This is a genomic window from Defluviimonas salinarum (genome assembly GCF_026013545.1).
Taxonomy (GTDB): domain Bacteria; phylum Pseudomonadota; class Alphaproteobacteria; order Rhodobacterales; family Rhodobacteraceae; genus Albidovulum; species Albidovulum salinarum.
Map to the genome: position 1 here is coordinate 1 of NZ_JAPDOG010000052.1, position 15,198 is coordinate 15,198.

General features: G+C 64.3%; 10 protein-coding genes and 5 pseudogenes. 11 read left to right on the forward strand and 4 right to left on the reverse strand.

The window, feature by feature from the left end; translation table 11 throughout:
- From istB to OM960_RS24305, 8 genes and pseudogenes are all read left to right on the forward strand, one after another.
- Positions 1–602 (forward strand): annotated as a pseudogene (gene istB, locus OM960_RS24270) (IS21-like element helper ATPase IstB); the annotation flags it as partial.
- 222 nt (positions 603–824) lie between these two features.
- Positions 825–998, forward strand: a pseudogene (locus OM960_RS24275) (IS21 family transposase); the annotation flags it as partial.
- A 304-nt stretch (positions 999–1,302) separates the two neighbouring features.
- Positions 1,303–2,634 carry an FAD-dependent oxidoreductase gene (locus OM960_RS24280; RefSeq protein WP_264773786.1) on the forward strand — a complete coding sequence of 444 codons (1,332 nt, stop codon included), beginning with the start codon at positions 1,303–1,305 and terminating at the stop codon, positions 2,632–2,634.
- A gap of 28 nt (positions 2,635–2,662) precedes the next feature.
- Positions 2,663–4,186 (forward strand): BCCT family transporter, encoded by a 1,524-nt coding sequence (locus tag OM960_RS24285; protein ID WP_263340094.1) that lies wholly within the window; start codon positions 2,663–2,665, stop codon positions 4,184–4,186.
- A gap of 64 nt (positions 4,187–4,250) precedes the next feature.
- On the forward strand, positions 4,251–5,378 hold the full coding sequence (locus OM960_RS24290) for a mandelate racemase/muconate lactonizing enzyme family protein (protein WP_263340096.1): 1,128 nt from the start codon (positions 4,251–4,253) through the stop codon (positions 5,376–5,378).
- 2 nt (positions 5,379–5,380) lie between these two features.
- Positions 5,381–6,508 carry a mandelate racemase/muconate lactonizing enzyme family protein gene (locus tag OM960_RS24295; protein ID WP_264773787.1) on the forward strand — a complete coding sequence of 376 codons (1,128 nt, stop codon included), beginning with the start codon at positions 5,381–5,383 and terminating at the stop codon, positions 6,506–6,508.
- A gap of 20 nt (positions 6,509–6,528) precedes the next feature.
- Positions 6,529–7,167: a GntR family transcriptional regulator gene (locus OM960_RS24300; protein ID WP_263340102.1), complete on the forward strand. Its 639-nt coding sequence runs from the start codon at positions 6,529–6,531 to the stop codon at positions 7,165–7,167.
- A 153-nt stretch (positions 7,168–7,320) separates the two neighbouring features.
- A pseudogene (locus OM960_RS24305) lies at positions 7,321–7,596 on the forward strand (integrase core domain-containing protein); the annotation flags it as partial.
- A 151-nt stretch (positions 7,597–7,747) separates the two neighbouring features.
- Here the strand turns inward: OM960_RS24305 and OM960_RS24310 are convergent.
- From OM960_RS24310 to OM960_RS24325, 4 genes are all read right to left on the reverse strand, one after another.
- Entirely contained in the window at positions 7,748–9,379 is a 1,632-nt protein-coding gene (locus OM960_RS24310; RefSeq protein ID WP_264773788.1) for an ABC transporter substrate-binding protein, read from the reverse strand.
- 31 nt (positions 9,380–9,410) lie between these two features.
- Positions 9,411–10,832, reverse strand: a complete 1,422-nt coding sequence (locus OM960_RS24315) for an aldehyde dehydrogenase family protein (protein ID WP_264773789.1) — start codon at positions 10,830–10,832, stop codon at positions 9,411–9,413.
- Positions 10,832–11,425 carry an HD domain-containing protein gene (locus tag OM960_RS24320; RefSeq protein WP_264773790.1) on the reverse strand — a complete coding sequence of 198 codons (594 nt, stop codon included), beginning with the start codon at positions 11,423–11,425 and terminating at the stop codon, positions 10,832–10,834. Before OM960_RS24320 ends, OM960_RS24315 begins: the two co-directional genes overlap by 1 nt.
- 70 nt (positions 11,426–11,495) lie before the next feature.
- Complete coding sequence (locus tag OM960_RS24325; protein WP_317852852.1) at positions 11,496–12,587, reverse strand: NAD(P)-dependent oxidoreductase; 1,092 nt, start codon at positions 12,585–12,587, stop codon at positions 11,496–11,498.
- Between OM960_RS24325 and OM960_RS24330 the strand changes: the two genes are divergently transcribed.
- The 3 genes and pseudogenes from OM960_RS24330 to OM960_RS24340 all read left to right on the forward strand — a co-directional run.
- On the forward strand, positions 12,571–13,503 hold the full coding sequence (locus OM960_RS24330) for a LysR substrate-binding domain-containing protein (RefSeq protein WP_264773791.1): 933 nt from the start codon (positions 12,571–12,573) through the stop codon (positions 13,501–13,503). The two genes, OM960_RS24325 and OM960_RS24330, sit on opposite strands and share 17 nt — an antisense overlap.
- 193 nt (positions 13,504–13,696) lie before the next feature.
- Positions 13,697–14,723: pseudogene (locus tag OM960_RS24335) on the forward strand (IS110 family RNA-guided transposase).
- 317 nt (positions 14,724–15,040) lie between these two features.
- A pseudogene (locus OM960_RS24340) lies at positions 15,041–15,198 on the forward strand (IS5/IS1182 family transposase); the annotation flags it as partial.

The following is a 15,198-nucleotide window of genomic DNA, read 5'->3' on the forward strand; positions in this document are numbered from 1 at the left end:
TGATCGAGCGCGAGCGCCGGATGATCGAGCGCCGCATCAAGGCGGCGAAGTTCCCCGCCACGAAGAGCCTCGACAGCTTCGACTTCAAGGCAATCCCCACGCTCAACAAGGCGCTGGCGATGGAACTCGCGCGCTGCGAGTTCGTCGATCGTCGCGAGAACGTTATCGCCTTGGGACCGAGCGGCACCGGCAAGACGCATGTTGCCCTCGGGCTCGGCCTCGCCGCCTGTCAGAAGGGCCTGAAGGTCCGCTTCACCACGGCCTAAAGCCTGGTCCACGAACTCATCGAGGCCGCCGACGACCGCCGGCTGCAGCGCTTCCAGAAGGGCCTCGCCGGTCAGGATCTGCTGATCATCGACGAACTCGGCTTCGCTCCCCTCTCCAAGACCGGCGCCGAGCTCCTGTTCGAGATCATCTCGCAGCGCTACGAACGCGGCTCGATCATCATCACATCGAACCTGCCGTTCGACGAATGGACCGAGGTCTTCGGATCCGAGCGCCTCACGGGCGCCATCCTCGACCGCCTGACCCACCATGTCCACATTCTCGAGATGAACGGCGACAGCTTCAGGCTGCGCCAGAGCCGCAAGGCCCAAACCTGATCTCACAACGATCGATGCTGCCCGGACTGGCCTTCGGCCAGTGCGCCTTGCCGCGCGTCAGCTTTGTGGCGAGCACACGCGCCAAGGCGCGCGACAGTCCCAACCGTTGGGGACTATTCCGCCGCTACGCCGACCAATTTTGCGCCGGGATTGACATCCGTCTCCTCGTTGGAGCGGACTCTACCGAAAAACTGGAGGAAGATACGGGGCTCAGGGCAGTCCTTTCCGGACTGGGAAGCGTTCAACGCTTACCTCGGAGAGCAGTGCCACAAACGGCAGGGCGATGTTCGGCGCGGCCACCAGGCCAGCATCGGTGAACGGCTGAAAGCGGACCTTGCCGCGATGCGGGAGCTGCCAGCTGCCCCATTCGAAGCCTGCGACCTCCGAAGTGGCCAGCCGCCCGGACCCGTCCCCGCCTACCGGGCGTCAACCGGCCACAGCTTCGTGACAAGCTCTTCCGGCTTATGTCGGTTGCTCACCATCTCTGGGTCTCCGTTTCTCAACCATCGCGGTACGCCAATTCAGTCGGGGCGCTCAGACGGCTGGGCGCCGTGACATCCCCTCTTGTACCCAGGCAAAGCTGATCTCGGTGCGCCATTTTGGGAGGTTTCCGGGCGTTTCTTGTCCACTCCATGTCGGAAACAGCTCATCTCTCAATCAGTATATGCCGTAAATATATTAAGAATACATGGAGAACGAAATGCGCGCTTACCTTACCTGCCTGCCGGATGCGGCCCGCCAATCGGTCCCGAGCCTTGGCACGTTCGATGTCGTCGTTGTCGGCGCGGGCCCGGCCGGTATCGCGGCGGCGGTCACTGCGGCGGAGGCCGGGCACCGGACGCTCATCGTCGAGCGTCTCGCCTATTGCGGCGGCGCCGCCGTCTCCGGCATGTCCGGGACGATCTGCGGGCTCTACAATGCCGTCGAGGATCCCCGTGCCGCCCAGCCGCAGCAGATCATCTTCGGCTTCGCCGAGCGGTTCCGCGACGCGCTCGCGCGCGACGGCGGGCTGACCGAGCCGCAGATCTACGGCAAGACCTGGGTCGCCACCCATGACTGCGCCACCTACAAGAAGGTCGCGACCGACCTTCTGCGCGGCGCGGGCGTGCAGATCCTCTACCACACGACCGTCGTCGACGTGGTCACCGAGGACGGTGCCGTCACCGGGCTCGTCCTGCACACCAAGTCGGGCTTCACCCGGGTCGCGGCGCGGCGCGTGATCGACGCCTCGGGCGACGCCGATGTCGTCGTCGGCATGGGGCTCACGACCACGAAGGGCAACAACGGCGCGATCCAGAATCCGACGATGATGTTCAAGATCGGCAATGTCGACCTTGCCCGCTTCCTCGACTTCTGGGGCGACGACACGATCTCGCCGGCGAAGGTGGTGGCAAGGCTCGAGGCGCGCGACGAGCTTCTGCGCAAGAAGGTCTGGCTCTTTCCGACCGTCAATCCCGGCGAGGTGCTGGTCAACGCGACCAAGATCACCGGCTTCGACGGCCGCGCGCTCGACGTCACCGACCCGATCGACCATTCCGAGGCCGAGCAGTTCGCGATCTACCAGGCGCGCGCCTTCTTCGCCTTCCTCAAGGAAGAGGTGCCGGGCTGCGAGGCGGCTTATTTCATCGACTACGGCGGCGAGGTCGGCGTGCGCCAGACCCGCACCATCGACGGCATGGCGCGGCTGATGAACGCGGATGTCGTGGGCAAGCGCAAGAGCCGCGACTCCATCGCGCGGTCGAGCTGGCCGATCGAGCTGCATTACGGCGCCAAGCCCAAGACCGAGTGGCTGATCGACGACTACTACGACGTGCCCTTCGGAACGCTGGTGCCGAAGGAGGGGCGCAATGTCATCGTCGCCGGGCGCTGCCTGTCGGCCGAGCACGAGGCGCTCGCCTCGGCCCGCGTCACCGCCCAGTGCTTCGAATACGGCCGCGCCGCGGCCATCGCCACGGATCTTTCGATCCGTGACGGCGTCGAATTCCGTCAGATCGACGGCGCACACATCGCCGACCTGATGGCCCGCACCTGATATCGAACGTCTAGTGGAGGAAACGGACGTGTCACTACCCAAGCCCGGCGCCGTGCGCGTCGAAACCAACATGCCGATGCTGGCGATCAGCATCGGCCTCATCATGGCGATCGCGGGAACGCTCATCGCCTATCCGGACAGCGGCAAGACGGTCATCGACGGTCTCTTCGGCTGGATGACCGGCACCTTCGACTGGGCGTTCCTCGGCGTCGCCTTTGTCTCGCTCGTGTTCCTCGTCGCCCTGGCCTTCTCGCGCCATGGCGCGATCCGGCTTGGCGATGCGGACGTGGCGCCGGAGTTCACCTGGTCGGCCTGGGGCGCGATGGTGTTCCTCGCCGGCATCGCCTCGGGCCTCGTCCTCTGGGGCGGCACCGAATGGGCCTATCACTACGCCTGGACACCCTTCGGGATCGAGCCGAACACACCGCAGATGTATGTCGTCGGCCAGGCCTACGGCATCTTCCACTGGGGGCCGACCGCCTGGGCGCTTTACTGTGTGCCGGCGATCGCGATGTCCTACATCTACTATGTCCGCAAGAAGCATATCTACCGGGTCAGCGAGAGCTGCCGTGGCGCGCTCGGCGATCTCGTCGACGGGCCTGTCGGCTCCGTCATCAACTACATGTTCATCTTCGGGATCCTCGGCGCCGCGGCGACCTCGCTCGGCCTCGGAACGCCGATGATCGGCGGGGCGGTGGCGTCTGTCCTCGGCGTGGCGCCCAGCACCACGATCGATGTCGGAATCATCGTCGCCTGTACCGCGGTCTTCACGCTGTCGAGCGGCCTCGGCCTTGAAAACGGGATCAAGCGGCTGTCCTATATCGGCACGCTGCTGACGCTGGCGATCATCGTCTACATCCTCGCCGTCGGGCCGACGCATTTCATCGCCCGGCTCGGGATGGATTCGCTCGGCTACGCCCTGTCGAACTTCATCACGCTCTCGACCTGGACCGATTCGGTCAGCGCCTCCGGCTTCCCGCAGGCCTGGACCGTGTTCTACTGGGCCTGGTGGGTCGCCTATGCGCCGTTCATGGGGATGTTCGTGACGCGGATCTCGATGGGCCGCACCGTGCGCGAGGTGATCGTCGGCATGCTGACCTTCGGCACGGCGGGCTGCGCTTTCTTCTACATCGTGCTCGGCGGCTACGGCATCAACCTGCAGATCTCGGGCGCGCTGCCGATGGTCGACCTCGTCAACAACGATGGCGTCGCCCCGGCGATCATCGCGATGTTCAAGACCCTGCCGGGCGCCACCATCGTGCTCATCGCCGTCGCGGTCTCGGGCATCGTGCTTCTGGCCACGACCTTCGACTCGGCCGCTTACGTCATGGCCTGCGCCTCGACCAGGCAGCTCGACGAGGGCCAGGAGCCGGCGCGCGGCAACCGCCTGTTCTGGTGCGGCGCGATCGCCGTACTGCCGCTGACGCTGCTGTTCCTCGGCGGGCTCAAGACCATGCAGACCGCCTCGGTCCTCGTCGGCCTGCCGGTGATGCTGATCCTCATCTGCATGATGATCACCACCGTGAAGTTCATGAACGAAGACAGCGAGTGAGACCCCCAGGCGCGGCGGTCCGCCGCCGCGCTTCCCCACCCCCTTTCAGCCCCGCGAGGCCCTGATGTCCGCCCCAATCGTCGAACGCATCGAACTTCTGGCCGTCGGACCCGACGGCGAGAAGGTCACCTGGTCCTCGCATCTGGGACCGATGTACGAGGCAATGATCCTCGCCCGCCTGCATCTTTCCAACGGGATCGAGGCGCTCGCCGGCACCACCGCCTATACCGAGCACGAATTCGACCGCACGGTCTTCTCGGCGGCTTCGCTGATGGCGCCCTTCGTCCTTGGCAAGAGCGTCTTCGCCATCCCCGTCGCCTATGCCGACATGCGCAGCCGCTACGTCCCGCTCGGCCATGTCGCGACCTCGCTCTTCGACATCGCGCTGCATGATGGCAAGGCCAAGACCCTCGGCCTGCCGCTCTACCAGATGTTCGGCGCGGCGCGCGAGAAGGTCCGCGCCTATGCCTCCAGCCCGCTCCTGCCAGACGATCAGTCCTATATCGACTATTGCGAACGGATGCTTGCCGCGGGTTACCGCTCGATCAAGATCCATCCTTATTGCTGCTTCGAGGATGACCTTCGGCTCGTCCGCACCCTCAACGAAGCGTTCCGCGGCCGGGAGGTCGGCTGGAGCCTCGATGCGGACGCGAACTACACGCTCGACCAGGCGGTTAAGATCGGTCGGGTGATCGACGCGGCTGGCTGGGAGTTCTTCGAGGCGCCGCTGCCCGATACCGATCTCAACGGCTACCGGGTACTTGCCGACCTGCTCGACCTCGACGTGATCTGTGGCGGGAATTCGATCCCGAACCTGCATCTCATCGAACTCGCCCTGCAAAGCCGCGCCTGGTATCGCTCGCGCTTCGACGTCACGGGGATCGGCGGCTTCACCGGGGCCGAGGACGGCATGGCGGTCAGCCGCGCCCACGGTGCCAAATGCGAGGTCCAGAGCTGGGGCTACACGATCACCCAGGCGGCCAACCTGCACCTGATGCTCGCCCATGCGAACTGCGACTATTTCGAACAGGCGACGCCCTTCGAAAAATACGAGTTCGGCGCCCGCCAGGTGATCCGACCCGACGCCGAGGGCAACGTAGCGGCAAGCGGCCTGCCCGGGCTCGGTATCGAGTTGGACTGGGACGCGATCGAACCCTTCGTCTATGCCCGTCGCGCGTTCTCCCTGAAATGACCGTGAGGATCGAGCGCGTCGAGGTCCTGTGCCTTCAGGACCCCGGCGCCAGCTACAACCGCTTCGAAGGCAGCTACCAGAATGCCGTCGTCGTCGTGCATGGCGACAATGGGCTCTGCGGCATCGGCGAGAGTGACACCCCGCCCTCGGTCCTGCGCGCGATCGTCGAGATGCCGACCTACAACAGCCTTGCCGAGGGGCTCGGCTCGATCCTCACCGGCCAGGAACTCGACGATCCGCGCCGGCTCTGGGACGAGATGTACCGCCGCACCCAGTGGTTCGGCCGCCACGGCGCCGTGCTGCACGCGATCAGCGCGCTCGACATCGCGATCTGGGACCTCTTCGCGCGGTCCAGGGGCGTGCCGGTCCATGCCTTGCTGGGCGGCAAGCGCCACGACCGGCTGCCGGTCTATGCGACGATCTACCCGCTCGCCGATACGCCCGATGGCATCACCGCCCAGGCCGAGGCGCTGCGCGCCCGGGGCTTTCGCGCGCTCAAGATCTGCGTCGATCCCTGGTGGCAGGACGCTCCGCTCGTGCGCCTCAACCTGACACATCTGCGCAAGGTGGTGGGAGACGCCTGCGACCTGATGCTCGACGTGGCGCAGGAATTCACCCGTTTCGACGAGATCGAGGGCTTCCTGCCATTGCTGGAGGAGCTTGATTTCAAATGGATCGAGGCGCCGTTCCCGCTTGGCAATATCGCCGATCATGCGCGGCTGAGACAGAAGACGCGCATTCCGGTCGGCGTCGGCGATCTCGGCTTCACCACCTGCAGGGAGGTCACGCCGTTCCTCGATGCAGGGGCGCTCGATTTCGTCCAGCCCGATGTCACCATGTTCGGCGGGTTGAGCGAGATGACGCGCCTGGCCGCGATGCTCGGACCGCGCCGGATCGTGCCGCACGGCTACAATTCCGACATCACCATCGCCGCGAACCTCCAGTTCCTGTCGACCCGTCTCGAACCCGAGCTGGTGGAGTATTCCACGAGTCCGGCGCTTCTGCGCAACCGGCTGGCGGTGGGACTGGCCCCGGTCGGCGAAGATGGTATGATCGCGGTCCCGGACACACCCGGCCTTGGAGTTGCCCTGAACCCGGAGGTCGTGACCTGCACAAGACAAGTGGCATGAACGTAGTATCGCAACCGAGAATGACCAAGGCGGACATCGCCGCCGAACGTCTTGAAACGGCGATCATCAACTGCGAACTGCCGCCCGGGGCGGTCTTTCAGGAAGCCGAGCTTTGCGAACTTCTCGATCTCGGCCGCACACCCGTCCGGGAGGCGCTCCTGCGGCTTTCCGGCGAAAACCTCGTGAGCATCTCGCGGGCCGGCGTCCAGATTCCCGGCATCGACGCGGTCGCGATGCTGAAGCTGCTTGAATTGCGCGAACCGATCGAACGGCTGACGATCGAGAAGGCCGTGCAGCGCATGACCGATGACGACCTGCGCCTCTTCTCGGACATCCGCACCCGGATCGTGGCGATCGCCGATGATGATCGGGACAGTTTCATGGCCATTCTGAGGGAAATCCACCGGGCGATTGCCGGGGCGTCGAAGAATGAGTTCGTATCGGCGACCCTGAGGACGACCCAGGGACTGTCCCGCCGGTTTTGGCGCTACTATCTCACGGAGAAAGATCAGCGCGCCGCCAAGCGTATCTATTGCGACCTGCTAAAGGCGATCATCGCAAGGGACGAGCAGGACGCGCTTTGTCAAGCGGCAACGCTGATGAACCATTTGCGAGACTTTGCCAACGGGCGGATCGACAAGTACCAGCGCTTTCCATAAGTCGCGTCGGGCGGCCTGAACTGGGTTGTGCCGAGGTTCGGCTTTACTGCTTGCGCGGTGGAGTTTTCGCTTGCTGCGAAATCCTGTCTCACTGAGAAACCGCCCGCCGCTCCGCGGGTGCCGCGAAACTGGGTTCCAGACTTCGGTAACGGCGTCGAGCACAGGCTCACCAGGATCAATCACCCCTGGACCAACGGCCAGGTCGAGCGCATGAACCGCACGATCAAGGACGCAACCGTCAAGCGCTTCCATTTTGACGGGCACGATCAGTTGCGGACGCATCTCGCAGACTTCATGGCAGCATACAACTTCGCCCGAAGACTGAAGACCCTCAGCGGCCTGACGCCCTATGAATACATCTGCAAGATCTGGGCATCAGAACCCGAAAGATTCATCGTCGACCCGATCCACCAGATGCCGGGACTGAACACCTGTTCCACGCCGATCAACTGGCAGGGCGGGATGAAGCCGCCATTCGCTTGTGACGGCACTCGCGAAAACACGAGTGCCAACGAAATAAAGCCGCCCGGAGGACGTGCGCGCCGCAAAAACTTGAAAGGGCGCGCACGGCTTTTCTGGGTCAGGCTTCTTCCAGCCACACGTTGTCGAGGCGCACCTCGAATTGCTGATGTCTTTCGTAACCCATCAACTGCGGGACATGGTGCAGGTTTTGGCTCTGCCAGAATGGCTGAATGATGACCCCGGCTTCCCGCAGGATCTGCTGCATCTCCGCCATCAGCGGACGCCGTTTTTCGGCATCGGCGATGCCCAGGGCTTGTTCGAGTTTCGCGTCGAAATCCGGGTCGGAGAATCCCGATTCATTCCACGGTTCTCCGGATTTGTAGGCTAGGCCATAGACCTGCACGCCCAGCGGACGGGCGCCCCAGTTGGTCGTCGAGAACGGGTACTTCGTCCAGTCGTTCCAGAATGTCGCGCCGGGAATGATCGTGCGTTTGATGTTGAAGCCGGCGTCCCGGAGCTGCGCGCCGATTGCGTCGCTTGTGGTCTGGCGCCAGTCGCCGTCCAGCGAGATCAGTTCGAGTTCGGTCTCTGCATGACCCGCCGCTATCAGCATCTCCCGCGCCTTTACCGGATCGTATTCGGGTGCGCCGATATCCGCATATTCGGGATGGAACGGGGCGCAGTGGTGGTTCTCCGCGACGACACCGGCGCTGTTTACGCCGAGTTCGAGCACGACGCTGTTGTCCACCGCCATCTGCACGGCGCGGCGGACGTCCGGATTGTCATAAGGCGCACTGTCTGAACGCATCCGGGCGACAATGGTACCGGCCGTCGGCTTTTCCTTTCGCACCAGGCCCAACGCGTCGAGAACCTCGATGATGTCGCCGGACGTCTCGTCGTTGACGTGGATCTCACCGGCCTCGAATGCTGATACGATGGCCATCGGCTCCGTGCCGAAATCGATGAATTCGACGCCGTCGAGATGAGTCTGCCCGCCCCACCAGCCGCTCTCACGGCGCTTTAGTACGGCCTTGACCCCAACCTCGTGCGATACCAGTTCGAAAGGCCCGGTCCCGATCGGAGTGTCCACGATGCTGTTTTGGAAACTCGGGTGAATCAGCAGTGCCGGGTGATCCGCCATTGCCGCGATCAAGGTGATGTCGGGGCGCGGCAGGTTCAGGCGAACAGTGTGGTCGTCGATCTTCTCGATACCACCTGCCCGCGCCTTCTGCGTTTCTTCATCGACAAGCGCAGCAAAGCGCGACGCCATCGAATTGCCCTCGACCGTCTTGTCGCACCAACGTTCGATATTGAAGACAACGTCATCGGCCGTGAAGGCGTCACCGTTGTTCCAGAGCGCGTCCGTCCTCAGATGCAGCGTGTAGGTTTTTGCGTCGTCACTGACGTCCCAGCTGTCCAGAAGAACGCCGCTGAAACTGTAGTCCAACTCCCAGCGCACCAGCGGTTCAAGGAACTGCCGGCTGACATTGTTGGCCTGATCCCAGTCCTGCAGACGCGGCTCCGTCAACGCCAGAACACGCATTCCGATCCTGACAACACCGCCCTTTTGCGGTATGCTGGATTGTGCGTGAACGGGGGCTTTCAGTCCCAGCAGCCCATAGGCCGCCGCGGCACTGGCCCCGAACGTACTGGCGGTCGCGATGAATTCCCGCCGGGACATCGCATCCCTGCGCGCCGATCGTGCGAGGTTCTCGACGAGGGGCCGGACTAAATCCTCACGTGCGGTCATTGTTTCCTCCCTAATGGCCGTTGAGTTCTCGTCATCCGAAATGGAGCGTCTTGACTTCCTGGTAGTCCTCGATCCCCATCAGGCCGCCTTCGCGACCGTTGCCGGATTGCTTGTAGCCGCCGAACGGCGAGCCGTAGTTGAAGGCGCCGCCATTGATATGGATAGCGCCCGCGCGCAAGCGCGCGGCCACCCGCTCGGCGCGCGCGAGGTTGCCGGTCTGGACATAGGCGGCGAGCCCGTAGGGCGTGTCGTTGGCGAGGCGGACGGCCTCGTCCTCGGCGTCGAAAGGGATGATCACGAGAACCGGCCCGAAGATCTCCTGGCGCGCAATCGCCATATCGTTGCGGACATCGGCGAAGACCGTCGGCTTCACGAACCATCCCCGATCGAAGCCCTCCGGCCGGCCCAGACCGCCGGCCAGAAGCGTGGCGCCCTCCTCGATGCCGGTGCGGATCATCGCCTGCACACGCTCGAACTGAGTGCGATCGAAGAGCGGGCCGATATGGTCGCCCTCGCGCGCCGGATCGCCGACCGAGAGACCCTCGGCCGCGGATTTCGCGATGTTCAGCGCCTCAGTATAGCAGCGCCGCTCAACCAGCATGCGCGTCGGCGCATCGCAACTCTGCCCGGTATTGAACATGCATTCGCGCACCGAGGCCGTGACCCGCTCTTTCAGGTCACAGTCGGCGAAAACGAGGTTCGGGGATTTGCCGCCGAGTTCCAGGGTCACGCGCTTGACCGTCTCTGCGGTGTCGCGCACCACTGCCACGCCTGCGCGGGTGGAGCCGGTGAACGAGATCATGTCGACGTCCGGATGGCGCGACAGCGCGGCCCCGACGGTCGGGCCATCGCCGTGGACAAGGTTAAAGACCCCGGCCGGAAACCCGGCGTCGTGGATCATCTGTGCGTAGACCGCGGCCGAAAGCGGCGTGTGCTCGGAGGGTTTCAGCACGCAGGTGCAACCCGCCGCCAGAGCGGGCAGAACCTTAAGCGCGATCTGGTTGATCGGCCAGTTCCACGGCGTGATCAGCCCGCAGACCCCGATCGGCTCGCGCACGAGCACGTCTCCGTTGGGCAGGCTCACGCGCGCCTCCTGCGCCCTGAGCGCGTCGAGAACCGCACCGAGATGGCCGACCGCGGCTTCGGCCTGCGCGGCGCGGGACATTGTGATGGGCGCGCCCATCTCGGCGGTCATCGCCTGAGCCAGCTCCTCGCGGCGCTCCTCGCTCAGCGCCAGAAGCCGTTCGAGCAGCGAGATGCGTTCGTCGCGGCCGGTTCGGGAGAAGCCCTCGAATGCCCGGCGCGCCGCGGCAACCGCGGCGTCGACATCATCTGCCCCGCCCAGAGCTACCGTGCCGATCCGGGCTTCGGTCGCGGGGTTGAGGACGGGGAAGTCCCGGGCAGAGCGGGGTTCGACCCACGCCCCGCCGATATAGTAGCGGCCAAGTTCCATCAGGCCACGTCTTCGCGTTTTTCGTCGAGCTCCATGTGGCCCCAGCCCTTGCTCAGGACGCGGCGCAGCATCGGCTCGAAGAATTCAAGCGGCTTGGTCGGGTAGTCGGGGTCAAAGGCGCACTGATCGTAGGTGTGGCAGAAATAGATCGCGTCCTCGTACCAGCGCGAGCCCTTGTATTTCTCGCGGGCATTGCGGTCGCCACCGAGGAAGTGGTTGTAGTAGTAGCCTTGGAAGACGCAGTGATGCTTGAGGATCCAGTAGGTCCGCTCGCTGACATAGGGTTTCATCATCGCCGCGGCGAGCTCGCCGTGGTTGTAGGGCGACAGGATGTCGCCGACGTCATGCACGAGCGCGGCGATGACGATTTCCTCGTCGGCCTTGTCATCGTGCGCTCGTGTCGCGGCTTGCAGGCTGTGCTGGTAGCGGTTCAGCGGATAGGGTGTCCATTCTTCGTCGAGCGACCGGATCGCGGCGAGGATCCGGTCCGGAAGAGCGGCGTTATACGCCTCCTCGTAGTCCATCACGGCCAGGAAATCTTTCTTGGTCGCGTTCTCGAAGCTGGTCCAGCGGGGCTTGTGCGATTTATCCATGGCCTTGTCTCTCCTTGAAAAAGCGCGCGCGCCGGGGAGGGGGAGCGTTCCCCCGGCGCGCGCTTCGCCGCTACTCGTAGCCGCGACGGTGTTCAACGACGACTTCGGCGCCCTTGCCTTCGGGTTCGTGGTCGACGAGGTATTCCGGGAAGCCGGGAGCGCGAAGGTCCATGCCGCAATCGTCCTCCAGCCGCTTGACGACCTGGCTCGACCAGACCCGCGGGCCGTAGCGTTTGAGACCGTCATTCATCGCCGCGACGCAGACCGGCGACAGCTCGAGCGGCACGCCGAACGACTTGCCGAGATCGTCGAAGAGGGTGACGTCCTTCACCTCGTGATCCATGGTGAAGTTGATGTTGTAGCTGCCGTTTAGGATCAGCTGGCCCTCGGTCTCATGCACGAAGCTGTTGCCCGAGCTCACGCGGATCGCGTGATAGGCGACGGCGAGATCGACGCCGGCCTTCCTCGCGACCATGAAGGCCTCGCCGGTGGACAGAAGCTGGACGCCGGCGAGGTAGTTGGTGATCACCTTGAGGACCGAGGCCGAGCCGAGCTTGCCGGTATGGACGACCTGGCGGCCCATCGTGGTCAGGAGCGGCAGGACCTTCTCGAAGGCCTCGCGCCTGCCGCCTGCGAAGATCGCAATATTGCCGGTCGAGGCGCGATGGCAACCGCCCGACACCGGGCTGTCCATGGCGATGCCGCCCCGCGCCTCGACCTGCGCACCGAGGCGCTGGACGTCCGCCGCTTCGGTCGTCGACATCTCGAGCCAGATCTTGCCCGGGGTGATGCCATCGAGCACGCCGTCCTTTTCCTCAAGCACCTGGGCCGAGACCTTCGGCGAGGGCAGGCAAGTGACGATCACGTCGCAGGCCTCGGCCAGCGCCCGCCCACTCTCGGCCCAGCGGGCGCCCCCTTCCAGCAGCGATTTCGCCGCAGCCTCATCGGTGTCGCGCACCATGACGTCGAAGCCGTTGCGGATCAGACTTCCGGCGAGCTTGGCGCCGACATTGCCCAGACCGATGAACCCCACGCGCATCCCAGTATCCTTCCGTCCTGATTGGTTCTGCTTGACGATGCGACGCAGACATGACTTCGTCAAAAGAACTCTTTGCGCCCTAAGACCCACGAAAGTTGGAGGCTGGATGCCCCGGAATCCCACCGCACTGCCGCCGTTGCCGGCGCTTCAGGCCTTCGAGGCCGCCGCGCGCCACGAGAGCTTCATGGCCGCTGCGCAAGAACTGAACATCTCGCAATCCGCCGTGAGCCATCGCGTCCGGGCACTCGAACGCCATCTCGGCTACGCGCTATTCGAGCGGCTGCCGCGCGGGCTCAGGCTGACCGAGAACGGCAAGGCCTACCTCCCGTCTATCCGCAGTGCCTTTGCCGAGATCCTCGGGGCGACGACGAGCATCTTCGGCCTCAACCGCGCCAGCCGGCTCACGATCCGCGCGCCACTCACCTATTCCGCTCTCTGGCTTGCCGAGATCGTGAGCCGTTTCTCTGCCGCCCATCCCCGGATCGAGATCCGGATGCACAGTTCGGTCTGGGCCGAGAACCTCGCGCTCGACGACACCGACGTCGAGATCCGCCTTGGATACGGGCATTGGGCGGGTTACCGGGCGGAACTGCTGTTCACCGACCCGCTCGTTCCACTCTGCTCACCGCGAACGCTCGAGGCCGAGGGAAAGTCGCTAGACGTGGCCGACCTCGCGTCCCGGCCGCTCGTCCACATTGTCGGGCTCGAGGATCAGTGGCACGACTTCTTCGCAGCCCATGCGCCCGACACGGTGATGCCGAAGCCGAAATCGCATGTCCACACCGACAGCTCCGTCGCCGCGGCCACGATCGCTGCGAACGGCCCGCATTTCTGTCTCCTGGCCGAGACCTTCGCCGAGCATTTCGAGCGATCCGGCAGCCTCGTGCGGGCGACGGACCAAACCATCGCGTCGAAACAGGGCGTGTATCTGCTGACGGCGGAAAGAACCGGTCCACTGCTTCCCGAGGTCGAGGGCCTAAAGAGGTGGCTCAGGGAGCGGGCGAGAGAGCAAAGCATCTGCCGCCACGTTTCTCGGTGACGGTCCGGACCGTTCTCTAATCGCGGAGGTCAAGGGCTGATTTTCGTGCGCTCCGTGATGCGTGCCGGACTCTACGATTCTTTCCGCGATCACCGTGTGGGGTCGCATGTTTGCAGGCTGTGATGATGTGACCGCCCCCGACGGCATCAACGTGCCAAGGTGGGTCTGCAACGATCCACAAAGGAGAGCGGTCATGTCGGAGATTATCACGGTCGGACTCGATCTGGCGAAGAATGTGTTCCAGGTTCATGGAGCTGATGTCGCTGGCCGAGCGGTTCTGCGCAGGACGTTGCGGCGAGCGCAGGTGTTCTTTTTTCAGCCTGCTGCCGTCTTGCGTCGTCGCGATGGAAGCCTGTGGCGGTGCGCACTTCTGGGGCCGCGAGATCGGCAAGCTGGGCCATGAGGTGCAGCTGATCCCGCCCGCTTACGTCAAGCCCTTCGTGAAGCGCCAGAAGAACGATGCGGCAGATGCCGAAGCGATCTGTGAGGCGGCGTTGCGACCGACAATGCGCTTCGTGCCCGTGAAGAGTGAAGAGACCCAAGGGGCTGCGATGGTCTTCCGCATTCGCGAGCTTCTGATCCGGCAGCGAACGCAGGCCATCAATGCCCTTCGCGGCCACCTGGGCGAGTTCGGGCAGATCGTGCCGCAGGGCGCGGCGAATGCCGCACGGTTGATAGCCTTCGTCGAGGACCCGGAAAGTGGCCTGCCCGCCGATGCCATCGCCACGTTGAAAGTGCTGGTCGCGGCGCTCACCCATCTTGAGACCGAGATCGGCAAGCTTGACGCTGAGATCGCCCGTCGGGCCAAAGAGAATGAAGTGGCCCGAAGGCTGATGACGGTGCCCGGCATCGGGCCCCTGATCGCCACCGCCATCGCGGTGTTGGCCCCGCCAGCAGAGACATTCCGCCGCGGTCGTGACTTCGCCGCCTGGCTCGGCCTCGTGCCGCGACAACACTCGACGGGCGGCAAGCAGCGCCTCGGAGCGACGACGAAGATGGGCGAGCGATCATTGCGGCGCCTGCTGATCATCGGCGCCAACAGCGTCATCATCAAGCGGCATGTCCATGCCACCGCCCGGCCGGGCACCTGGCTGGCGGGAATGCTGACACGCAAACCAGCAATGCTGGTGCGCGTCGCCTTGGCCAACAAGATGGCGCGCATCGTCTGGGCTCTGATGGCGAAGGGTGAAGTCTACCGGTCTCCAACTGCGGCGGCGTAAGTCGTCCGGCAGTCGCGAGGACGTCGGAGCGGAAGAGGGCAAGGAGCGGTTTGCCGCAACGGTCGTGAGACGGGATCGGGAGATCCAGTGTGCAACAGAGTGCCTACGAGCACGCGGCTTTGATCCGGACCCGACCTTCGAACACCATACGGGCCCGCGGCATGTAGCTGGTCGCATCAGAGGCCGGACACATGTCAGCACCCGACGATGCGCCGAAATCAATCCTGAAGATTCCTCTTGCGCAAGGGGCGGTTACAAATGTTGCATAAATCTCGAGAGGGATTCATCTCGTGAATCCAGCGTGGTAGGTGGGTGGCATGAGCAGACCGACACCCGCGATCTACAAGACTTCGAACTGACCAGCCTATAACGAAGCGCTCAAGCGCCGTGGGTCGCTGACGATCTGGTTCGACCCCGCGATGAACTGGGATGCCGTGCCGAACGGCAAGCGCGGCCGACAGCAGACCTGCAGCGA